This window comes from Micromonospora sp. NPDC049047 (assembly GCF_040649135.1).
GTDB lineage: Bacteria > Actinomycetota > Actinomycetes > Mycobacteriales > Micromonosporaceae > Micromonospora.
Genome location: NZ_JBEZEY010000006.1, coordinates 215,388 through 236,193, shown reverse-complemented (window position 1 = coordinate 236,193; position 20,806 = coordinate 215,388). Strand labels below are relative to the sequence as shown.

Sequence of the window (20,806 nt, the reverse complement as noted above, 5' to 3'; positions counted from 1 at the left end):
CGGTCGGCGAGCGGTTACCCGGCGCGGGCCGGTTCACCCCTTCCGGGCGAGCACGCTTCACCCGTCCGCGACCGACGATCGGGGGACGTGGACGGGGAGGACGTGGGACCGGTGGCAGCGATGGGACGGCTGGTGCGGGCGGGACCCGCCCTCGGCGGCGCGGCGCTGGCCGGGGTGCGCCGGTGGCGCGTACCCCGGTGGCGCGGGCGCGGTGGCGCGGACCGCCACCCGGTCGCCCCGCCCGGGTGGGAGGTGGTGACCGTCGACCGACCGCCCGAGCAGGTGCTTCCCGGTGGCCGGTGGCCGGAGCCGTTGCGCCGCCTGGACGGGGCGGTCGAGGTGCGGGTGCGGCCCGCGCCCGGCGACCGGGGCACCGAGCTGGCCGCCCGACCGCTTGCCGGCGCCACCCCGCCGGTCGGGTTGGCCGCGCACCTGGTCGGCGACGACCCGGGCCTGCTGGTCCGCCGGGCGCTGCGCCAGATCAAGCAACGGGCCGAGGCCGGCGAGGTGCTGCGCGCCGACCGGTCCGCGCTGGACCGCCCCGAGGTCCGCAGGTGAGGGCGCTGTGCTGGGTGGCCGCCGGCGAGCTGGCGGTACGCGAGGTGCCCGACCCGGAGCTGCGCAACGAGCGGGACGTCATCGTCCGGGTCCGCCGCAGCGCCACCTCCGGCGCGGACCTGCCGCTGCTGGCCGGCCGTAACCCGCTGCTGCGGGCCGGCGACGTGCTCGGGGCCGAGTTCCTGGGCGAGGTGGTCGAGGTCGGTCCCGCTGTCCGCCGGCACCGTGACGGCGATCGGGTGGTCGTCGGCGCGAGCATCGCCTGCGGCGGCTGCTGGTACTGCCGCCAGGGCCTGCACTCCTGCTGCGACAACGGCAGCGCCGACCCGGCGAGCGTCGACCCCGGATGGGAACACTCGGACGCCGGCTGCTTCGGCCGTCCCCGGGCGGCGGGCGGGTTCGCCGGCGGTCACGCCGAGTACGTGCGGGTGCCGTACGCCGACGTGGGCGCGTTTCGGGTGCCGGACGCGGTCGACGACGACCGGGCGTTGTTCGCCGCCGACGCGGCGCCGACCGGGTGGCTGGCCGCCGAGTTGGGTGCGGTGGGTCCCGGCGACGTGGTGGCGATCTGGGGTGCGGGGGCGGTGGGCCAGTTGACCGCTCGGGCTGCGGTGCTGCGCGGGGCCGCCCGGGTGCTTGTCGTCGACGGGTACGAGGAGCGGTTGCGGATGGCCGAGCGGCACGCCGGCGCGGAGCCGCTCGACTACCGCCGCACCGACGTCGCGGCCGAGTTGCGCGACCGCAGCGGTGGGCGGGGCCCGGACGTCTGCGTGGTGGCGGTCGGCGCGCCGCCGTCCGAGCGGTTCGGTGGCCCGGCCGACCGTCCGGACGCCAGCCGTGAGGCCGTGCACGCGTGCCGCAAGGGCGGTGTGGTGGTGCTGCTCGGCGGGTCGGACGGATTCGTCGACGCGTTCCCGTTGGGCGCGGTGACCGACCGACGGCTGACGCTGCGCGGGGCCGGTCGGGCGGACCTGCGGGACGTACCGATGCTGCTGGACCGGATGGCCCGCGGTGAGCTGCGCACCGAACACCTGGCCACCCACCGGCTGCCGTTGACGCACGCCCCGCAGGGGTACGCGCTGTTCCGGGACCGGGCCGACGGGTGCGTGCGAGCCGTGTTCACGCCCTGACGCCCTCCTGGCGACCTGCCATCGGGGACCCCGAATGACACACTCTGGGCATGGCTGGGGAGCGAACGTACGACGTGGTGTTGTTCGGGGCGACCGGGTTCACCGGTGGCCTGACCGCCGACTACCTGGCCCGGCACGCGCCGGTCGGGCTGCGCTGGGCGCTGGCCGGGCGCAACCCGGACCGCCTCGCCGCCGTCCGGGACCGGCTCGCCGGGGTCGACCCGAAACTTGCCGACCTGCCGCTGCTCACCGCCGACGTCACCGACGCCGACTCCCTGCGGGCGGTGGCGGGCAGCGCCCGGGTGGTGGCGAGCACCGTCGGCCCGTACGTCCACCACGGCGAGCCGCTCGTCGCTGCCTGCGCGGCGGCCGGCACCGACTATCTGGACATCACCGGCGAGCCGGAGTTCGTCGACCTGACGTACGTGCGTCACCACGCCGAGGCGACCCGCACCGGCGCGCGGCTTGTGCACTCCTGCGGGTTCGACTCCGTCCCGCACGACCTGGGCGTCTGGTTCACCGTCAAGCAGTTGCCCGCCGACGCGCCGATCACAGTGGACGGTTACGTCCGCGCCGGTGGCCGGTTCTCCGCCGGCACCTACCATTCGGCGCTCACCGCGTTCTCCCGTACCGGGCCGGCCAGCCGGGCCGCCCGGGACCGCCGGGCGGTCGAGCCGCGCCCCACCGACCGCCGGGTCCGGGCGGTCCCCGGCCGGCTGGCCCGCTCGTCCGAGCTGGGCATCTGGACCGTCCCGCTGCCGACCATCGACCCGCAGGTGGTCCGCCGGTCGGCGGCGGCCCGCCCGGAGTACGGCCCGGACTTCCGGTACCGGCACTTCGCCGCAGTGAAGCGGCTGCCCACCGTGCTGGCCGCCGCGGTCGGGCTCGGTGCGCTCGTCGGGCTGGTGCGGCTGCCGCCCACCCGACGCTGGCTGCTCGGCCGGCTCGCCTCCGGGCAGGGGCCCACCCCCGAGCAACGGGCGGCGTCCTGGTTCCGGATCCGCTTCGTGGGCACCGGCGGCGGGCAGCGGGTGGTCACCGAGGTGGCCGGCGGCGACCCGGGTTACGACGAGACGGCCAAGATGCTCGCCGAGTCGGCGCTCTGCCTGGCGCTCGACGAGCTGCCACCGACCGCCGGCCAGCTCACCCCGGTCGCCGCGATGGGCGACGCGCTGCTCGACCGGCTCATCCGGGCCGGGCTCACCTTCCGGGTGCTCAGCCAGGAGACGCGGGAGCCCTCGGCTTGACCCTCGACCCGGTCGAGGGGGCAGGATGCCTGGCGTGAGTGACCTGCACAGCATCGGCGAGCTGGCCCGGGCCAGCGGCCTGACCGTCAGCGCGCTGCGCTTCTACGACTCGGCGGGGGTGCTGGAGCCGGCCCTTGTCGACCCGGTGACCGGCTACCGCTGGTACACCGACGAACAGGTCACGCCGGCCCGGTTGGTGGCCGGGCTGCGCCGGATCGGGATGCCGGTGCCGGAGATCGCCGCCGCGGTCCGCGCCGAGCCGGCGGCGGTGCACCAGTTGCTCGACGCGCACCTGCGCCGGTTGGCCGACGGGCTCACCGACGCCCGCCGGGAGGCCGCCCGACTCCGGGCCCTGGTCGACCCGGCCCAGCCGGCCACCACCACGCTGCTGCTCTCCCCCGGTGACCTGGCCGCCGCGCTCGACGCGGTGCGCTTCGCCGTCGGCGTCGACCCCGAGCTGCCGATGCTCTCCGGCGTACTGCTCGACGTGGAGCCGGACGGCGTGCGGCTCGTCGCCACCGACCGGTACCGGCTCGCGCTCGCCCGCGCCACGGCGGACGTCGACGGTCCGCCGGCCCGGGTGTTCGTCCCGGTGGCCCTCGTCGACAAGCTCCGGCCGCTACTCGACGCCTCCGACGCCCGGCCGGTGTGGTTGAGCGTGACCGGCGCGCGACTGCGGGTGTTGGTGGCCGGTCGCACGGTGACCGGCAGCGCGCTGCCGTACGACTTCCCGGACTACCGCCGGCTGCTGCGCAAGGCCGTCGGGGAGCGGCCCACCGCGCGCCGGATCCCGGTGGACGTGGCGACGTTGCGCGCGGCGCTTGCCGATCCGGCGGCACCCACTGTCGCCCGGGAACACGACGGCACGACCCGGGAGGTCACCGTGCTCGGCGTCGACGACCAGGGCGGGCTGCGGCTGCTCCCCGCCGCCGACCTGAGCACCGACGCGTTGCGGGTCGGGGTGGACGGCGGCTACCTGCTCGACGCGTTGACCGCGGCCGGCGCGGCGCAGCTCGTGTTGGAGCTGGACGGACCGATCGCCCCGCTGGCCGTACGCCGGACCGACGACGTGGACACCTATTCGGTGTTGATGCCGATCCGACTCTGAGCTGACCGTCCGCACTCCCCGTTCCGGGAGGAAAAGCCCGCGACGGTAGCATCTGGTGGTTCACCAGTGACCCCGGACGGAGGCGTACGGAGCAGCATGCTCGACATGGAGTTGATCCGGAAGGATCGCGAGGCGGTGGCGACCGCGTTGGCGAAGCGTCTGGATCCCGCCGAGGTCACCCGGGCACTGGACGAGATCCAGCGGCTCGACCAGGAACGCCGCGCCCTGATCACGGAGATCGACGCCGATCGCCAGCGCCGCAAGGCGGAGGCGCGGGCGTACGCGGAGGCGAAGCGCGCCGGCCGCGAGCCGGAGGTCGTCACGCCGGAGGCCGGTCGCAAGCAGCTCGCCGAGCTGGAGTCCGAGCTGGACGAGGTGCAGGGGCGGTTGCGCACCGCGATGAGCGAGCTGCCCAACCTGCCCGCCGACGATGTCGTCGCCGGCGGCAAGGAAGCCAACCGGGTGGTCAAGACCTTCGGTGAGCCGCCGGTGATCGAGAAGGTCCGCGACCACGTGGAGTTGAGCCGCGCGCTGGGCCTTGTCGACTACGAGCGCGGCGTCAAGCTCGGCGGGTCCGGTTTCTGGATCTACACGGGCATCGGTGCGCGCCTGGAGTGGGCGCTGCTGAACTACTTCGTCGACCAGCACATCAAGGCCGGCTACGAGTTCCTGCTCCCGCCGCACCTGCTGCTGGACTCGGCCGGCTTCGCCGCCGGGCAGTTCCCCAAGTTCTACGACGACGTCTACCACCTGGATTCGGCGTCCGCCCCACGTGGGCAGTTCCTGCTGCCCACCTCCGAGACGGCGATCCTCGGCGCGTACCAGGACGAGATCCTGGAGACCCCGAAGCTGCCGCTGAAGGCCTTCGCGTACACGCCGTGCTACCGCCGGGAGGCGGCCGGCTCACATTCGGACGAGCGCGGCACTGTGCGGGGCCACCAGTTCAACAAGGTGGAGATCTTCCAGTTCACCCTGCCGGAGCAGGCCGACGCGGCGCTGGCCGAGATGCTCGCCCACGCCGAGAGCCTGGTCGAGGGGCTGGGCCTGCACTACCAGCGCAGCCTGCTCTCGGCCGGTGACGCCAGCGCGTCGATGAAGAAGACCCTCGACATCGAGGTGTGGATGCCGAGCACCGGCAAGTACAAGGAGGTGTCGTCGGTCTCCTGGGCCGGCGACTACCAGGCGCGTCGGGCGGCCATCCGCTACCGCGAGCCCGGTGCCAAGCAGACGCGCTTCGTGCACACCCTCAACGGTTCGGCGCTGGCCACCAGCCGGCTCTTCCCGGCGATCCTTGAGCAGTACCAGCAGCCCGACGGCAGCGTCCTGATCCCCGAGGTCCTCCAAGACCGCCTAGGCACCAACCGCCTAACCCCCCGCTGACCCCCCGCCCCCGCCCCCCCGCCCCCCCGGCCCCCCGCCCCCCGGCCCCCCGCCCTCGGGTCGCCCGCCTGGTTGATCATGAAGTTATTGCCCGTCGCCTCGGCGTGTCGTAGCAATAACTTCATGATCAACGGGGTGGGGCGTCGGGGGGTGGGGGCGGGGCGGGTGGGGTGGGTGGGGTGGGGGCGTTTGCGGAGGAGGGCGGTCAGGAGCAGGAGGGCGGTTAGGGCGGCCAGGAGCAGGGTTGGGCCGACGGTGTCCAGCGCGTTGGCCACTGTGTGTTGTAGTCGGGACGCCGCCTGGATGACCGGGTCGCGCAACGCGTCTCGGTGGCCGGCGGCCAGCCTTAGCTCGTACCGGCCGTACCAGGCGACGTAACCACCGGTCACCAGCAGCACCAGGCCGCTGAGGCGGGGCACCAGCGCGCCGGCGACGCGCAGCCGGGCCACCAGGCCGTCGCGCAGCAGCGCCACCCCGAGCGCGGCGACCGCGACCACCAGACCCATCCCGATCGCGTACGCGCCGAACAGCGCCAACCCGCGCCCGGTCGAGCCGGCCTGGAGGCTGGTCACCACGATGGCCAGGAACGGCGCGATGGCGCAGCCGAGCGACGCCAACGCGTACGCCGCGCCGAACAGCGCCATCGACGGCCAGGACCGGGTCAGCCGGGGCGCCCGGGCCGACCAGCCGGGGGCGGGCAGCCGCCGCCCGGCGAGCAGCCAACAACCGGCCAGGACCAGCAGCACGCCGAGCACCACTGTCAGCCACGGCAGCCGGGGCCGCAGCCAGCCGGCCAGCGGCGCGAGCGCCAGACCGAACGCGCCGAACACCAGCACGTACCCCACTGTCAGCCCGGCCGCCGCGGTGAGCGCACGGCCGACCGCGCCGCGGGTGTCCGACGTCCCGGCGACCAACAGCGAGAGGTACGCGGGCAGCAACGCGAAGCCGCACGGGTTGACCGCGCCGAGCATGCCGGCGGTCAGCGCGAGCAGCAGTGCCGCGGTCACGCCCCGGCCAGTGCGGCGACCTTGGCGGTGAGCGCCTCACCGTCCAGGAAGCCCTGGTGCACTATCGCGCCGCTCCGGTCGATGATCACGAAGATGCTCTGCTCGGTCACCTTGAACCGCTTCCAGAGCGCGCCCTTGCGGTCCTCGATCTGCGGCGTCCCGGCGAGGTCGAACTCGGTGACGAACTCCTTCATGGCCCGCTGCTCACCGAGACCGGCGACGCCGATGATCGGCACGGTGTCCCGGTAGCGGGGTGCGATCTCCGCCACCGTCCAGGCCTGACTGGCGCAGGTGGCGCACCACGGCGCCCAGAACCACAGCACCACAGGCTTGCCGGCGAGCTGCGCCGCGTCGAACGCCGTACCGGTGAGGGTGGTCCCGCTGAAGCGCAGGACGTCCGGGACCTGCGCCGGCACCGTGCCGGGCGGCACGCTCGTCGCCGCGCCCGTCGGTCCACCGGTCGGGGTCGGGGCCGCTCCGGCGACGGCCGGCCCACCCGGCGCGGTGCCGGTGCAGGCCGCAGCCCCGAGCAGCGCCACGGCGAGCGCTCCGGCGGTGGCGGCGCGGCGCAGATGCCCGGCTGCCGTCCATGCCATGCCACTGGGCATCCGCTTCTCCGTTCTCGTCAGGAAGGGACACCTTCCTGTGCCTGCGGCGTCGGGGCTTTCCCTACTCGGCCTTGGCGAGGCGCAGAGCCAACTCCGGGCACACCTTGACCGCCTTCAGCGCGCCCTCCCGCAGCCACGTCGGCACGGGGGTGGCGGGGAAGGCGGGATATCCGTTCGCGTCCAGCCGGATGAAGTCCGGTACGACGTGCGCGCACAGGCCGTGCCCGTCACAGCGCGACCAGTCCAGGGTGAGCTTCTGCGGGTTCGCGTCGGGTGCGCCCGGCAGCCCCATCGTGCCCTTGACCCGCCGCCCACAGCCGTCGCCGGTGCTGTGCAGCCGCAGGTCGTCGGCGAAGACCTCGATCGCGGAGAGCGCGAACCGGGCGGTGCCGTCCGGGTGGCTGCACGCGCCCCGACCCTTCACCTCACCGGCGGCGGCCCGCACCACGTCGGCCGGTTGGCTGCCGGCCACGGCCAGGTCCACCGCTCGGGCCAGGTCCGGCAGGCCCATCTTGCACGGTCCGCACTGGCCGGCGGACTCCCCGGCGAGATAGCGCACCACCTGGGCGGCCTCACCGAGTGGGCAGGTGTCGACGCCGAGCGGGATGATGATGCCCGCGCCGAGGGTGCCACCGACGGCGGCCAGGCCCTTGCGGGACACCTCGGCCGTCTCCGCCGCCTCCGGGGTGATCCACTTGCCGTGGTAGCCGCCCATCAGGATGCCCTGCACGTCCGGGACCTCGCACAGGTCGAGGACGTCGCGCAGCGGCATGCCGGCGGTGCACTCCACAACTGCCGGGCGGCCCGCCGCGCCGGTCACGGTGAGCAGCACGGTGCCCGGCTCGTCGTCGGTGCCGAGGGCCGCGTACTCGTACGGGCCGAGGCGCGCGCCGATGGCGAGCTGCGCGTACGTCTCGGCGTTCGACAGCAGGGTGGGCAGGCCGCTGACCCCGGAGTCGCTTGACCGCTTCTTGGTGCCGGGCGGGATGTGCGGCAGCCCGTTGATCCCGTTGACGAGTGCTCCGCCCTCGCCGGAGATGAACCGGTGCGGCACTGTGACGATGGTGGTCAGCACCGGCATCCGGCGCTCTTCGAGGGCCTCCATCAGCGAGTCCCGGCCGACCCCGTCGTCGGCCACCCCGATGACGATCTCGTCGGCGTCCAACGCGTACGCGGCAAGCGCCGCGCCGTCCAGGATCAGGTGCGGGGCCCGGGTGAGCAGCACCTTGTCCTTCCAGCTGGCCGGCTCCCCCTCGGTGGCGTTGACCACCACGACGGCGGCGAGGTCCTGCCGTTCGCAGGACTCCAGCACCGCGCGAAGTTTGCGGGCGAACGGGAAACCCGCTCCGCCCTTGCCCTTGAGCTGCATGCCCTCGGCGAGCCGGAGCAGTTGCGCCGGTTCCATCGGGCCGATCGGGCCGTGCACCTCCTCGTGCGCGGCCAGGTCGAGCCGACCGTACTCGGCGAAGCCGGCAGTGAGCCGGGGCTCGCCCACGCAGGCGACCGGTGGCACTGCCGTCCGCATCACTTCGCCTCACCCCGCAGCCCAGCCCAGTACGCCCCGTCCACCGCGTCGGCGCTGGCCTTGCGGCGTTTGGCGGAGCGGCCCTCGCCGGCGGCCCGCTTGGCGCGGCGCGAGGCCAGGTCGACAAGGGTCGGGGTGTCGTCGACGGGCGGCACCTCGTCCGGCACGTACCGGGCCGGCGGGCGCCAGTAGTCCGGCTCCTCCGGCACGTCGTCGTCGGCGCTGTGCCGGCCGCTGCCGCTGCGCGGCGTCGCCGAGATGGGGCTCGCCGAGATCGGACCGGCGGAGATCGGCTCGGCGGAGACCGGCTCGCCGGCCTGCCAGCGGCGCGGACTGTCCCACGGCTCCTCCGGTTCGGCCGCCGGCAGTGGCGGCGCCGAGTACCGGCTGCCCTCGTCCTCGTCCCGGCTCCGGCGGCTGGACCGCTCGGCGGCGGGTTCCTCGACGCGTCGCCGCCCGGCCGGCACCGCCTCGTCCCGGGTACGCGAGCCGCGCCGCCGGGTCACCGGCGCCGACTCCTCCTCGTCGCGCGCGCGGGTGACGGTCTCCTCGACGCTGCGCCGGGACCTGCGGGTCGCGGGCTCCACCTCGTCCCGCCGGCTCCGCGACGGCCGGTCGGTGTCGCGGACGGCGGGCTCCTCGACACGTCGGCGGCGGCTGGGCCGGGCCGACTCGACGAGGGAGCCCGGCTCGGGCACCACCGGGACGGTGAAGCGCTCGGAGTCCCGCCGCGCGGCCGGCGCGGCCCAGGTGGCGGTGGTGGTCTCCGCCCAGGCGGGACGCTTCTCCGCGGCGGACTTGCCGCGACGACCCAACCCGCCCAACAGCACCCGAACGGTCTTCGCGTCGTCGGCCCGACCGACCATCACCGCGTTGCGCACCGCCGCCTGGTGCTGTTCGCGGCTGCGACGACCGATGCTTACCGACAGCCGCACCAGCAGGGCCAGCACCACCAGCAGGATGCAGCCGAGGTAGCTGAAAATCACCCAGGGCGCCGCGACCCGACCGGCGTTGAGGCCGTGGAACACGGCGAACGGCCAGGCCAGGTACGCGGTGGAGTGCAGCGTGCGCCACAGCCACTTCGGACCGACGCCGGCGAAGCGGGCCCGGATGATGCCGGTCCAGATCACGCTGACCATCAGCAGGGCGGCCACGGTCCCGAGCCCGACGTAGAGCCCTCGGCCGCCGACGAACGGCACCAGGGCGTCTGTCGCGCCGGCCCGCCCGGTGGCGATCTTGGTTAGGACGTGGAAACCGAGCCCGGCCACGCCCAGCACACCGGTGGCCCGGTGGGCCGACTGCACCAGCACCCGGTGCGCGATGCCCAGCACCAGCCGGTCGGTGGCGAGCAGGCCGAGCATCACGGTCAGGCTCAACGCGACAAGCGAGACCACCCCGGCGAAGAACTCGGTGAAGAAGAAACCGTACGCGTACGCCGTCTGCCCGGCGCCCGTCAACATGATCGCCGCCCACAGTGCGGCGAGCACCGACGCGATCAGCAGGGTCGCCGCCGACCGTGACCGTGTGCGCACCCCCCGACTGCTGGCGCTGGTCCGGACGGTGGCCGCCTTCTCGTTCTGCTGTGCCCGGGCCATCTGCTCCTCGATCGTCTCGCGGCGGCGTACCACCGGCCGACCCCTGCTCCCCCATCCAGTACGGACCGACGGGGCGCGCGGATCACCAGTCCGGAAAATTTCTCGGCCGCGATCGAACCGAACGGCGCCGACGTGCGTTTGCGTCCACATCGGGCGCCCTGGTCGCCCGCGCCCGCGACGTTCGGTCGGCGGGTCTCACCGAACCGGGAGCTTCGACGCGTCCGCCACCTTAGAGTGGTTTGGTGCCGTTTGACCGAAAGTCTCCGTACCGCCGCCGTGGCCCCTGGTTGGTCGCCGCCGTCGCCGTACCGGCCCTACTGGTGGCCGCACTGCTGGTGGGGCAGGCCCTGACGCCTGGCACGGCGGCCCCCGACCAACAGATCGCGGCGGCCGACCCCACGCCGAGCAGCGTCGACCAGAGCCCCGAGGAGTCGATCCCGCCGGCCGCGCCCGCCCCGGCGGGGCTGCCGGTGGTCGACTACGACCCGGCTCCCGGCGGCTTCCCCACGGACCCGGCCACCATGGACACCACGGCGTTGACCGAGGGTGCGCACCCGACCAGGCGGGTCACCGCGTACGACGCACCCGGCGGCCGTCCGCGCGCCTTCCTCGAACCAACGATCAACGGCGTCGAGCTGACCATGCCGATCGCCGACCGGCGGGCCGGCTGGACGGCGGTCCTGCTGCCGTCGGCCAATCGGCGGCTCGCCTGGCTGCCTCCCGGTGGGTTCGACACCGTGGCGCTGCGCGACCAGATCGTGGTGGAACGCAAGGTCCACCGGCTCACCTGGTACCGGGCCGGCAAGGCGGTGCGTTCCTGGGAGGTCAGCCTCGGCCAGTCGGGGCAGGACACCCCGCTCGGGCGGACCTTCATCCTGGGCCGCACCCCACCGCCCGAGGAGGTCTACGGCGGGGTGGACATCTACGCGCTCGGGTCGGTGCCCGACGACCCCGAGTCGGTGCCCGCCGGGCTGCGCGGCGCGCACATCGGGGTGCACACCTGGCACAACGACGACGAGTTGGGCGAGAACACCACAAACGGCTGTATCCGGCTGACCCGCAGCGGTCAACGGGAGTTGCTCGCCGAGGTCCGCCCGGGCAGCAGCGTGGTGGTTGTCGACAAGCTGCCCACCCCGCCCCCGACCGCCTGACCGGCGGGGGTCACTCGCCGAGCAGCCAGCCGTTCTGCTCGGCGACCCGGATCGCCTCGGCCCGGTTGCGGGCGCCGGTCTTGCCGATCGCCGCCGAGAGGTGGTTGCGCACCGTCCCCTCGGACAGGTGCAGCGCCCCGGCCAGATCGGCGACAGTGCCACCGCCACGGGCGGTCCGCAGCACCTCGGTCTCCCGGTCGGTGAGCGGGCTCACCCCGGCGGCCAGGGTCTCGGCGGCAAGCGTGGGGTCGACCACCCGCAGGCCGGCGTGCACCCGACGGACCGCGTCGGCGAGTTGCCGGGCCGGGGTGTCCTTGACGACGAAGCCGCTCGCGCCGGCCTCCATCGCCCGACGCAGGTAGCCGGGCCGACCGAAGGTGGTCACCACAAGCACGCGGCAGCTCGGCAGGGCGGCCCGTAACGCGGCGGTGGCGGCGATCCCGTCCAGGCCGGGCATCTCCACGTCCAGCAGCGCGACGTCGGGGTCGCTGTCGCGGGCCGCCGGCACCACCTCGTCGCCCCGGCCGACCTCCGCCACCACGCTCAGGTCGTCCTCGAGCGACAGCAGCGCGGCCAGCGCGCCGCGGACCAGTGCCTGGTCGTCGGCGAGCAGCAGCCGGATCGGGTTGGACGGTCCCGCGCCGGAGGCACTCACCGGGTCTCCGCCGGGGCGTGCACCCGGAGCAGGAAACCACTCCCGTCGGGTCGGCGACCGACGCTCAGCACGGCGTCCAACTCCCGCGCCCGCTCACGCAGGCCGACCAGCCCGTGCCCGCTGGCGTCGGGAGTGGACAGGCCCCGACCGTCGTCGCTGACCTCGACCCGGTCCGGGTGCACCCGGACCGTGCAGGACCGCGCCCCGCTGTGCCGAACCACGTTGGTCACCCCTTCCCGTACCGCCCACCCGAACAGTCGGTCCCACTCGTCCGGCAACGCCGGCACCTCGCCCGGCAGGTCCGCCGCGATGCCCGCCGCGGCCAGCGCGGAGCGGGCGCCGGCCAGCTCCCCGGCGAGGGTGACCTCGCGGTACGCCCCGACCGTCTGCCGCACGTCGGCCAGTGCGGCGCGGGCCAGCGCCTCCACCTCGGCGATCTCGGCGGCGGCGCGGTCGCGGTCCACCTGGATGAGCCGGCCGGCCAACTCGGCCTTGATCGCCACCACCGTCAACGAGTGCCCGAGGATGTCGTGCAGGTCGCGGGCGGCGCGGGCCCGCTCCTCGGCGACCGCGAGCCGACCGATCTCCCGCTGGGCGGCCTGCAACTCCCCGTTGCGCTGGGCCAGCCGGGACACCCCGAACATCGCGAACGAGGCGAGCAGCACCGCGAAGACGACGCCGTTCTCCGCCTGCCAACCCGGCACCAGCCAGGACGCCAGCACCGGGGTCAGCGCGCAGAGCAGCACCGCGGCCAACGCCTCCGCCGCCGGCAGCAGGAACACCCCGGCGGCCGCCACGTAGACCAGGGTGACCAGCCAGTCCCCACCGGTGCCGGGGATGCTGACCAGGCCCACCGCGAGCAGCAGCACCAGCCCGACCCGCGCCCGACCCACCGGGATCGGCAACAGTGCCTGGCGCCGCTTGCGGGCCCACTCGAACAGCAGCACGTAACCGAGGCCGAAGACGACAAGGGCGGCCACGCCGAGCAGCCGCCGCCACGGCTCGGGCTGGCGCAACGCGGTGGCGAGCGGCACGTTGAGGAAGAACAGCCACACGGCGGCCAGCAGCCAGCCGGTGAACCGCCAGTGGCGGCTCACCGGTCGGGGCTGCCCGGTCGGAAGGTCCATCGGGTCCACGCTAACCGTCGTGGTGGTCAGACCCGCGCGGTGTCCCGGCGGAACAGCCGGGCCGCACCGACACCGAAGACCAGCGCCCAGCCGACGAGGTTGACCACCGCCACCACGCTCACCCCGTCGCCGGTCAGTGGGGCCCGGGCCAGCACCCCCATGCCGTACACCGGGGTGAACTTCGCGACCTGCTGGAGCACCTCCGGCAGCACCTCGACCGGAACGAACAGGCCACCGAACATGGCAAGCACGGCCAGGATCGGACCGATGAACTGCATGACGTTCTCGGCCGGCACCAGGTAGCCGATGAACAGGCCGAACGCGGCGAAGACGAGCGAGCCGACCCAGGCCGCGAGCCCGGAGAGCAGCCACACGTACACCGGGATGCGCACACCGGCCGCGGCGCCCACCAGGAACTCGACGACGACGGCGAGCAGGCCGAGGGTCATCGCGGTGACCAGCTTCATCGCCACGTACGCGGTCGGGCGCAACGGGGTGAGCCGCAGCTGACGGCTCCAGCCCAGGGCCCGCTCGGTGGCGACCGCGCCGCCCGCGCTCGTGGTCGCCACCATGGCCGCGTACACCGCCAGGCTGATCATGACGTACGCCGTGACCGGGCGGCCGTTGTCGAGCGACTGCCCGCCCTGCGGCAGACCGAAGATGAGGAAGAAGACGCCGGGCATGATCAGCGTGAAGGCGAGGGTACGGCGGTTGCGCAGCACCCGACGCAGCTCGATGCGCAGGACGCCCGGGGCGAAACCGCCGAGGGCGGGCAGCCGGCGGTCCGGCTCGACGGCACGGGTGGGGGTGGGGGTGGGTGCGGTCATCTCAGGCTCCGGGGTGCGCGGTGGTCAGGGCGAGGAAGGCGTCCTCGAGGTTGCGGGAGGTGATCTCCACGTCCCGGGCGTCGGTCCGGGTGAGCAGGTGCCGGGCGATCGCGTCCGAGTCGCTGGTGCGCACCAGCACGCTGTCGCCGCGTACCTCGACGGCGTCAACGCCGGGCAGCGCGGCCAGCGCGGCCTGGTCGGCGCCGGGCAGGGTGGCCCGGACCGTACGGCCGGCGGCCAGGTTCTTGATCTCCGCGGTGGTGCCGTCGGCCACGATGCGCCCCTGTCGGACCAGCACGATCCGGTCGGCGTACGCGTCGGCCTCGTCCAGGTAGTGGGTGGCGAAGATGACGGTCCGGCCGGCCCGCGCGTCGCGGCGGAGGGCCTGCCAGAAGTCCCGCCGACCCTCGACGTCCATGCCGGTGGTCGGCTCGTCGAGCACCATCAGATCCGGGTCGGGCAGCAGCGCCAGCGCGAAGCGCAGCCGTTGCTGCTGGCCGCCGGAGCAGCGCCCGACGACCCGACCGGCGATGTCGGCGATGCCGGCCCGCTCGAGCACCTCGCCCGTCGGGCGGGTGTGCCGGTAGAAGTGCGCGCTCAGCTCGACCGTCTCACCGACGGTGAGGTCCTTGAGCAGCCCGCCGGTCTGCAACACGGCGGCGACCCGGCCCCGGGCCACCGCGTCGTCCGGGGTGCCGCCGAGGATGCGGACGGTGCCCGCATCCGGGCGGGCCAGACCGAGCAGCATGTCGATGGTGGTGGTCTTACCCGCCCCGTTGGGGCCGAGGAACGCCACCACCTCGCCGGGCTGCACCCGCAGGCTCAGCCCGTCGACAGCGGTGACCGCGCCGAAGGTCTTGGTGAGGCCGTTCAACTCGACGGCCGGATGCGTACTGGTCATGTCAATCATGCTCCGGCGGCGCGGACCTCGATGCCCGGAGCGGTCGTCACGTTCGGACCGTGACATTTGTCAGGGGCCGTTCCGGGGCGGTCCTGGGCGCGGCGCCACGCAGCCTGAGGGAACCCGGCGGTGCAGGCATTCCAGGCGCGGCAGCGGGTAACCGCCGGGCCGGACGCCGCGACACTGGGAGGACGCGATGGGTGCCACGCCGCAGGGTCGGGTCGACACGGTCGTGCTGATCCACGGACTCTGGATGACCCCGCGCAGCTGGGAGGGGTGGGCGCAGCGGTACACCGCGCGCGGCATGCACGTCATCGCCCCCGCCTGGCCCGGGATGGACCGGTCCGTGGAGCAGTTGCGCGACGACCCCGGCCCGATCGCCGAGCAGAGCATCGCCACGATCGTCGCGCACTACGACAAGATCATCCGGGCGTTGCCCCGACCCCCGATCATCATGGGGCACTCGTTCGGCGGCCTGTTCGCCCAGGTCCTCGCCGATCGGGGTCTCGGTGCGGCGGTGGTGGGGGTGCACCCCGCGGCGATCAAGGGGGTGCTCAAGGTGCCGCTGAGTCAGCTGCGCTCCGGCTTCCCGATCCTGCGCAGCCCCGCCAACCGCGGCAAGGCCGTCCCGTTCACCCCTGACGACTTCGCCTACACCTTCGGCAACACGATGAGCCGCGCGGACTCCGACCGGGCCTGGCAGCGCTATGCCGTCCCCGGGGCCGGCCGGGTGTTCTTCGAGGGTGCCTTCGCCAACGTGGACCCGCGCTCTCCGGCCCGGGTCGACACCGGACGCATCGACCGGGCGCCACTACTGCTGATGGCCGGCGGTGCGGACCACGTGGTGCCGGCGTCGGTCGTCCGGACCAACGCGGGGCTCTACCAGAAGTCCCGGGCGCTCACCGCGTACGAGGAGTTCCCCGGCCGATCACACTTCACCGTCGGGCAGGACGGCTGGGAGCAGATCGCCGACTACGCGCTGGACTGGGCACTGCGCGCCGCCGCCCTGCCCCGGGAGGCGACGATCGCCAGCGAGGCCCCCCGCCGCTGACCGTCGAGGGGCAGCGCGCCGGGCGATCACGCGGTGCGCCTGATTCTTCGGCATGCCGCCGGCCTGGCGGGGTATCCCGGCGGGATGAGGGCCAGTTTCCGACTTGGTCGGATCGCGGGAGTGCCGGTCGGTGTCAACTGGAGCGTTCTGGTCATCTTCGCGTTGATCGCGTGGGGGTTGGCCGCCAACCAGTTCCCCCGCTCGTACCCCGACCGCTCGTCCGTGGCGTACACCCTCGCCGGGCTGGCCGCGGCGGTGGTCTTCTTCGTGGGCCTGCTCGCCCACGAGGTGTCGCACGCGGTGGTGGCCAAGCGCAACGGGCTGACGGTCGACGGCATCACGCTGTGGCTGTTCGGTGGCGTGGCCGAGCTGCGGGGCGAGCCGCGCGACCCCGGCGCGGAGCTGCGGATCGCCGGCGTCGGCCCGCTGGTCAGCCTGCTGCTCGGGGCGTTCTTCGGGGCCATCGCGGCGCTGCTGGCGCTTGCCGGGCAGGGCGGGTTGCTGTTCGGGGCGGTGGCCTGGCTGGCCGGCATCAACGTGCTGCTTGCCATCTTCAACGTGTTGCCGGCCGCACCCCTGGACGGTGGTCGGTTGCTGCGCGCCGCGGTCTGGAAGGCCACCGGTGACCGGACCCGGGCGTCGGTGGTCGCCGCGCGGGCCGGCTGGGTGCTCGGCGTCCTGCTGATCGGCCTGGGGCTGTGGCAGTTCCTGTCCGGGGTCGGGTTCGGTGGGCTCTGGCTGGCCCTGATCGGCTGGTTCCTGATCGGTGCGGCCGGGATGGAGGAGCGGCAGGCCCGCACCGGCAGCGCCCTGCGCGGGATCCGGGTGGGTGACGTCATGACGCCGCAGCCGCAGACCGCCTCGGCGGAGATGACCGTCGCGGACTTCGTCGACAACTACCTGTTCGCGTACCGGCATTCGGCGCTCCCGCTGACCGAGGACGGCCGGCCGATCGGCCTGGTCACCGTCGACCGGGTGCGGGGCGTACCGCCCGAGCGGCGGGCCTCGACCACGCTGGCCGAGGTGGCCTGCCGAGCCGACGAACTGGTCCTGGCCCAGCCCGGCGAACAGCTCAACGACCTGCTCCCCCGACTCACGGAGTGCGCCGACGGCCGAGCCCTGGTGGTCAGCGAAACCGGCCACCTGACCGGCATCATCTCCCCCACCGACATCAGCCGAGCGGTCCAGAGCGCCACCCTCCAAACCCAAACCCAAACCCAAACCCAAACCCAAACCCCCACCCCGCCCCGTTGAGCCCACCCCGCCCCGTTGATCATGAAGTTATTGCCACCCGGTGCGGCGTGTCGTGGCAATAACTTCATGATCAACGCAGAAGGGAGCCGGGGGGTGGGGGTGGGGTGGGGGTGGGGTGGGGGTTAGCGGGGGAAGTAGCGGTTGAGGAGGTTGGTGCGGAACTTGCCGGGGGGGTCCAGGTCGGTCAGGAGGGCGGCGAAGTCGGCGTGGCGGGGGTAGCGGGCGGCGAGCGTTGCCGGGTCGGTGACGAAGACCTTGCCCCAGTGCGGGCGGGGCGCGAAGGGTGCCAGGCACTCCTCCACGGCCTCCACCACGGGCAGCACGGCCGCGGTGTCGTCGATCCAGGTGAAGTGCACGACGAAGCTGTCCCGCTGGTGGTTCGGGCTGAGCCACAGTTCGTCGGCCGCCACGGTCCGCAACTCGCACACCAGCAGCACCGGTGCGATCAGGTGCGCCACGTCGTCCAGCGCGGCGAGCGCGTCGGCCGCCGACGTCCGCGCGATGTGGTACTCGGACTGCAACTCGTCGCCGCTACTCGGGGTGAAGCCGAGCTTGAAGTGCGGCAGCCGCTCGTGCCACGGACCCGGCTCGCCGAGCTGCGGGGTGCAGTTCTCCGGTGGCATGCCGAGCACCGGGTGCCGGGGGCTGTCGGCGGCGGTGGTGCCGAGCCAGTCGGCAGGCGGCGGCGACTGGTCGGCCAACTGCTTGCGCCAGACCTCACGCAGCCGGGGCTCACGCCAGTCGGTGAAGACACTCACGCTGTACGCCGAGCCGAGCGCCTCGTCCAACGCCTCCCGGTCGAGGTCGAGGTGCACGTACTGGCGCAGCTCGAAGGCCGGCACCACGTCGAGGGTGACCCGGGTGACCAGGCCGAGCGCGCCGAGACCGACCACCATGCCGGCGAACCTGTCGGTGTCGCGGTCGACCCGCAGCAGGTCACCGGTGGCGGTGACCAACTCCAGGCCGGCGACAGCGCTGGCCAGGTTGCCGTGGGTCTGGCCGGAGCCGTGGGTGGCGGTGGCCACCGCGCCGGCCACCGAGATGTGTGGCAGCGAGGCGAGGTTGGCGAGCGCGTACCCCTGGGTGTGCAGATGTCGGGCGAGGTCGCCGTAGCGCATCGCCCCGCTCACTGTGACCTGCCTGCGCTCGTGGTCCACCTCGACCACCGGGGGCAGCCCGGCGAGGGTGACCAGGTCACCGTCGGTGTCGCCGAGGCGGTTGAAGGAGTGCCCGCTGCCCACCGCCCGGATCCGGGTGCTGTCGGCGACCAGCCGGCGCAGTTCGTCGACCGACGTGGGCCGGTGGAACGCCTTCGCGGCGTACCGCACGTTGCCAGCCCAGTTGCGGCGCGGAACGTCGGTGGTCGACCCGGCCTGCGGTCCCTGCGCGGTCATGTGGCGGTCTCCCGATCGGTGGTCTCGTGGTCGGCCAACGCGGCGACGAGGGCGTCCAGAACCGTATCCGTCTGAACCGTGTGGTAACCACGCTGGGCGATCGGCAGACCTGCCGCGTGCGTGCGTTCGATCTCACCCCGGGCCGACTGCCGGGTCGGCGCGTCCCCGGACAGCAGGGCGTCCTGGCCGCGTCGGATCAACCTGTCGACCCGGTCCATCTGGTAGCCCCGCAGGCCCACCGGCAGGTCCGGGTCGGCGAAGGCGGCGCGGCGCAACGCCAGCAGGTCGACGAAACGGTCACCGGCGTACCGGGTGAGCGCGGCGGACACCTGATCGGGCTGCTCACGGACCTGGTCGAGGACGAGCAACTCGATGGCGGGGCGGCCGTCGAGTGGGTGGCGGGCGGTCACCGGCTCCAGCGGCACCCCCGGCCCGGGCACCAGCAGCAGTCGCGGCGGTCTCCGGTAGCCGTCGCGGCGGGGCGGCTCGTCGAGGACCAACGCGTCGACCTCGGCCCACCGGATGTCCCGACGCAGGCCGGGCCGTCGGATGGTGAGCCCCTCGGCGCCGATCCCGAACCGGAACGGTCGCAGCGCACTGACCAGTGCCGCGACGCCGAGCGCCACAGCGCCCCCCGCGATGATCGTCCGGAGCAGGGCGCCGTCGCTGGGATAGACGAGCAGCAGCACCCCGCCGAGTACGCACACCAGAGCGAGCGCACGGGCCCCCCGATTCCGGCGCAGTTCCACGCGCGGACCCCCGTTCATGACCGTGGCGTCGGCCCCAGCATTTTCCGCCAAACCGCCCACCGGGGACACCGGTCGATCGGGCACGGTTGTTCTCGTCATCGCCGGGGAACCCTACGCCCATGAGCAGCTACCGTGATCCAGCCCCTCGGGGCGACGTGTACCCCTCCGAGGAGGAACTGGACCCGACCGGCAGCGGCGTCGAGCAGGCGGGCGCATCGTTCGACGGGTTGACCAGCCATCCGGCGCCCACGCCCGGTCCCCGGCCCACCCCGGCGCCCGCGCCGGCCCCGACGCCGGTGCCGACGCCCGGCCCGGCGCCACGCGCGCCCGCCGCCGGGCCACAGTCGATAGTGACGCGGCACCTGGACGGTTCGGTGCAGGTGGTCACCGACCTGGACGGCGACGGGGTCGCCGACGTCGTCCAGATCGACGTCGACGGCGACGGGATTCCCGACATCACCTACGTGGACAGTGACCGCGACGGACGGCTGGACACCGTGCTCAGGGACCCGCGCGCGTCCGGGCCGGGCGTGGGCGCCCATCGCCGCGGCTGACCGCTGGCCGCACCGGGCGACGGGCGTCGCCTCAGAGCTTCGCCATCACCTCGTCGGCGACCAGTTCGAGGTGCGCCAGGTCGCCGAGGTCCAGCACCTGAAGGTAGAGCCGCTCGCTGCCGATCTCCGCGTACCGGCCGATGGTGTCCAGGACCTCGGCGGGCGTCCCGGCCAGGCCGTTGGCCCGCAGCTCGTCCGGGTCGCGGCCGATCGCGGCGGCCCGACGCGCCACCTCGGCGTCGTCGCGCCCACAGCAGAGCACCAGGGCGTTGGACCAGACCAGCTCCGCCGGATCCCTACCGATCTGCGCGCACGCCGCCCGGACCCGGTCGAACTGCGCCGCCGTGTCCGGCACCGAGGCGAACGGCAGGTTGAACTCGTCGGCGTAGCGGGCGGCCAGCGCGGGGGTGCGCTTCGGGCCCATGCCGCCGAGCAGGATCGGTGGGCGCGGCTGCTGCACGGGCTTCGGCAGAGCGGGTGAGTCGCGTACCGGGTAGTACCGGCCGGCGTGGTCGTACCGCTCCCCCAGCGGTGTGGACCAGAGCCCGGTGATCACCGCGAGCTGCTCCTCAAGCCGGTCGAACCGCTCGGCGAGTGACGGGAACGGAATGCCGTACGCGGAGTGCTCCTCGGCGTACCAGCCGGTGCCGATGCCCAACTCCACCCGGCCCCCGCTCATCTGGTCGACCTGCGCCACGGTGATCGCCAGCGGGCCGGGCAGCCGGAAGGTGGCAGCGGTCATCAACGTGCCGAGCCGGATGCGGCTGGTGTCCCGGGCCAGGCCGGCGAGCGTGGTCCACGCGTCGGTGGGGCCGGGCTCGCCGCTCACGTCACCCATCATCAGGTAGTGGTCGGACCGGAAGAACGCGCCGTAGCCGGCGTCCTCGGCACAGCGGGCGACGGCGAGCAACTGGTCGTAGCTGGCGCCCTGCTGGGGTTCGGTGAAGATCCGCAGTTCCATGATCCGAGCATAGGGTTCCCCGGT

General features: G+C 73.8%; 19 protein-coding genes and 1 pseudogene. 9 read left to right on the top strand and 11 right to left on the bottom strand.

Translation table 11 applies throughout. From position 1 onward, the window contains the following. The first annotated feature begins 87 nt into the window (after positions 1 to 87). The 5 genes from AB0B86_RS12690 to serS all read left to right on the top strand — a co-directional run bounded on the left by AB0B86_RS12690 (position 88) and on the right by serS (position 5,423). A complete protein-coding gene (locus AB0B86_RS12690; protein WP_357417836.1) occupies positions 88 to 558 on the top strand; it encodes a hypothetical protein in 471 nt (156 codons plus the stop codon). After that, positions 555 to 1,688, top strand: coding sequence for an alcohol dehydrogenase catalytic domain-containing protein (locus tag AB0B86_RS12685; RefSeq protein ID WP_357417834.1), 1,134 nt, complete (start codon positions 555 to 557; stop codon positions 1,686 to 1,688). Before AB0B86_RS12690 ends, AB0B86_RS12685 begins: the two co-directional genes overlap by 4 nt. Positions 1,689 to 1,738: 50 nt before the next feature. Continuing rightward, a complete protein-coding gene (locus tag AB0B86_RS12680; protein ID WP_357417831.1) occupies positions 1,739 to 2,935 on the top strand; it encodes a saccharopine dehydrogenase NADP-binding domain-containing protein in 1,197 nt (398 codons plus the stop codon). 25 nt (positions 2,936 to 2,960) lie between these two features. After that, positions 2,961 to 4,043: a MerR family transcriptional regulator gene (locus tag AB0B86_RS12675; RefSeq protein ID WP_357417829.1), complete on the top strand. Its 1,083-nt coding sequence runs from the start codon at positions 2,961 to 2,963 to the stop codon at positions 4,041 to 4,043. Positions 4,044 to 4,139: 96 nt separating this feature from the next. Further along, on the top strand, positions 4,140 to 5,423 hold the full coding sequence (gene serS, locus AB0B86_RS12670) for a serine--tRNA ligase (RefSeq protein ID WP_357406060.1): 1,284 nt from the start codon (positions 4,140 to 4,142) through the stop codon (positions 5,421 to 5,423). 383 nt (positions 5,424 to 5,806) lie between these two features. Here serS and AB0B86_RS12665 read toward each other — a convergent pair. From AB0B86_RS12665 to AB0B86_RS12650, 4 genes and pseudogenes are all read right to left on the bottom strand, one after another. Then, positions 5,807 to 6,394, bottom strand: a pseudogene (locus AB0B86_RS12665) (cytochrome c biogenesis protein CcdA); the annotation flags it as partial. A gap of 32 nt (positions 6,395 to 6,426) precedes the next feature. Then, positions 6,427 to 7,038, bottom strand: a complete 612-nt coding sequence (locus AB0B86_RS12660; protein ID WP_357405819.1) for a redoxin domain-containing protein — start codon at positions 7,036 to 7,038, stop codon at positions 6,427 to 6,429. Between the two features lie 61 nt (positions 7,039 to 7,099). After that, the gene (locus tag AB0B86_RS12655) at positions 7,100 to 8,563 is read right to left on the bottom strand and encodes an NADH-ubiquinone oxidoreductase-F iron-sulfur binding region domain-containing protein (RefSeq protein WP_357405817.1); all 1,464 of its coding nucleotides are present in this window, start codon (positions 8,561 to 8,563) and stop codon (positions 7,100 to 7,102) included. Next, positions 8,563 to 10,191, bottom strand: coding sequence for a hypothetical protein (locus AB0B86_RS12650; protein ID WP_357417826.1), 1,629 nt, complete (start codon positions 10,189 to 10,191; stop codon positions 8,563 to 8,565). The genes AB0B86_RS12655 and AB0B86_RS12650 overlap by 1 nt, the downstream gene beginning before the upstream one ends. Before the next feature lie 209 nt (positions 10,192 to 10,400). Between AB0B86_RS12650 and AB0B86_RS12645 the strand changes: the two genes are divergently transcribed. After that, entirely contained in the window at positions 10,401 to 11,309 is a 909-nt protein-coding gene (locus AB0B86_RS12645; protein ID WP_357405813.1) for a L,D-transpeptidase, read from the top strand. 10 nt (positions 11,310 to 11,319) lie between these two features. On the opposite strand, the gene AB0B86_RS12640 is transcribed toward AB0B86_RS12645, so the two are convergent. Genes AB0B86_RS12640 through AB0B86_RS12625 form a run of 4 tightly spaced genes read right to left on the bottom strand, consistent with a single transcriptional unit; the run spans position 11,320 to position 14,819 of the window. Then, positions 11,320 to 11,964, bottom strand: a complete 645-nt coding sequence (locus tag AB0B86_RS12640) for a response regulator transcription factor (protein WP_357405811.1) — start codon at positions 11,962 to 11,964, stop codon at positions 11,320 to 11,322. Further along, the gene (locus AB0B86_RS12635; protein WP_357405809.1) at positions 11,961 to 13,091 is read right to left on the bottom strand and encodes a histidine kinase; all 1,131 of its coding nucleotides are present in this window, start codon (positions 13,089 to 13,091) and stop codon (positions 11,961 to 11,963) included. Before AB0B86_RS12635 ends, AB0B86_RS12640 begins: the two co-directional genes overlap by 4 nt. 26 nt (positions 13,092 to 13,117) lie before the next feature. Then, positions 13,118 to 13,918: an ABC transporter permease gene (locus tag AB0B86_RS12630; RefSeq protein ID WP_357405807.1), complete on the bottom strand. Its 801-nt coding sequence runs from the start codon at positions 13,916 to 13,918 to the stop codon at positions 13,118 to 13,120. 1 nt (position 13,919) lies between these two features. Next, positions 13,920 to 14,819, bottom strand: coding sequence for an ABC transporter ATP-binding protein (locus AB0B86_RS12625; protein ID WP_357405805.1), 900 nt, complete (start codon positions 14,817 to 14,819; stop codon positions 13,920 to 13,922). Between the two features lie 196 nt (positions 14,820 to 15,015). Here AB0B86_RS12625 and AB0B86_RS12620 point away from each other — a divergent pair, with 196 nt between their 5' ends. Next, positions 15,016 to 15,870 (top strand): alpha/beta fold hydrolase, encoded by an 855-nt coding sequence (locus AB0B86_RS12620; protein ID WP_357405803.1) that lies wholly within the window; start codon positions 15,016 to 15,018, stop codon positions 15,868 to 15,870. An 84-nt stretch (positions 15,871 to 15,954) separates the two neighbouring features. Next, positions 15,955 to 17,124, top strand: a complete 1,170-nt coding sequence (locus AB0B86_RS12615; RefSeq protein WP_357405801.1) for a site-2 protease family protein — start codon at positions 15,955 to 15,957, stop codon at positions 17,122 to 17,124. A gap of 122 nt (positions 17,125 to 17,246) precedes the next feature. On the opposite strand, the gene AB0B86_RS12610 is transcribed toward AB0B86_RS12615, so the two are convergent. Beyond that, positions 17,247 to 18,518, bottom strand: coding sequence for an FAD-binding protein (locus tag AB0B86_RS12610; protein WP_357405798.1), 1,272 nt, complete (start codon positions 18,516 to 18,518; stop codon positions 17,247 to 17,249). Further along, positions 18,515 to 19,267 (bottom strand): hypothetical protein, encoded by a 753-nt coding sequence (locus tag AB0B86_RS12605; protein ID WP_357405796.1) that lies wholly within the window; start codon positions 19,265 to 19,267, stop codon positions 18,515 to 18,517. Before AB0B86_RS12605 ends, AB0B86_RS12610 begins: the two co-directional genes overlap by 4 nt. Before the next feature lie 119 nt (positions 19,268 to 19,386). Here AB0B86_RS12605 and AB0B86_RS12600 point away from each other — a divergent pair, with 119 nt between their 5' ends. Continuing rightward, positions 19,387 to 19,821, top strand: a complete 435-nt coding sequence (locus tag AB0B86_RS12600) for a hypothetical protein (protein ID WP_357405794.1) — start codon at positions 19,387 to 19,389, stop codon at positions 19,819 to 19,821. A 31-nt stretch (positions 19,822 to 19,852) separates the two neighbouring features. Here AB0B86_RS12600 and AB0B86_RS12595 read toward each other — a convergent pair whose 3' ends face one another. Next, positions 19,853 to 20,782 carry an LLM class F420-dependent oxidoreductase gene (locus AB0B86_RS12595; protein ID WP_357405792.1) on the bottom strand — a complete coding sequence of 310 codons (930 nt, stop codon included), beginning with the start codon at positions 20,780 to 20,782 and terminating at the stop codon, positions 19,853 to 19,855. Positions 20,783 to 20,806: the final 24 nt, after the last annotated feature.

Coding starts and splice junctions, on each gene's coding strand:
- AB0B86_RS12680 (WP_357417831.1), top strand. CDS start 1,739: ATGGCTGGGGAGCGAACGTACGACGTGGTGTTGTTCGGGGCGACCGGG.
- AB0B86_RS12675 (WP_357417829.1), top strand. CDS start 2,961: ATGCCTGGCGTGAGTGACCTGCACAGCATCGGCGAGCTGGCCCGGGCC.
- serS (WP_357406060.1), top strand. CDS start 4,140: ATGCTCGACATGGAGTTGATCCGGAAGGATCGCGAGGCGGTGGCGACC.
- AB0B86_RS12660 (WP_357405819.1), bottom strand. CDS start 7,038: ATGCCCAGTGGCATGGCATGGACGGCAGCCGGGCATCTGCGCCGCGCC.
- AB0B86_RS12655 (WP_357405817.1), bottom strand. CDS start 8,563: ATGCGGACGGCAGTGCCACCGGTCGCCTGCGTGGGCGAGCCCCGGCTC.
- AB0B86_RS12635 (WP_357405809.1), bottom strand. CDS start 13,091: ATGGACCTTCCGACCGGGCAGCCCCGACCGGTGAGCCGCCACTGGCGG.
- AB0B86_RS12630 (WP_357405807.1), bottom strand. CDS start 13,918: ATGACCGCACCCACCCCCACCCCCACCCGTGCCGTCGAGCCGGACCGC.
- AB0B86_RS12625 (WP_357405805.1), bottom strand. CDS start 14,819: ATGACCAGTACGCATCCGGCCGTCGAGTTGAACGGCCTCACCAAGACC.
- AB0B86_RS12620 (WP_357405803.1), top strand. CDS start 15,016: ATGGGTGCCACGCCGCAGGGTCGGGTCGACACGGTCGTGCTGATCCAC.
- AB0B86_RS12615 (WP_357405801.1), top strand. CDS start 15,955: ATGAGGGCCAGTTTCCGACTTGGTCGGATCGCGGGAGTGCCGGTCGGT.
- AB0B86_RS12610 (WP_357405798.1), bottom strand. CDS start 18,518: ATGACCGCGCAGGGACCGCAGGCCGGGTCGACCACCGACGTTCCGCGC.
- AB0B86_RS12600 (WP_357405794.1), top strand. CDS start 19,387: ATGAGCAGCTACCGTGATCCAGCCCCTCGGGGCGACGTGTACCCCTCC.
- AB0B86_RS12595 (WP_357405792.1), bottom strand. CDS start 20,782: ATGGAACTGCGGATCTTCACCGAACCCCAGCAGGGCGCCAGCTACGAC.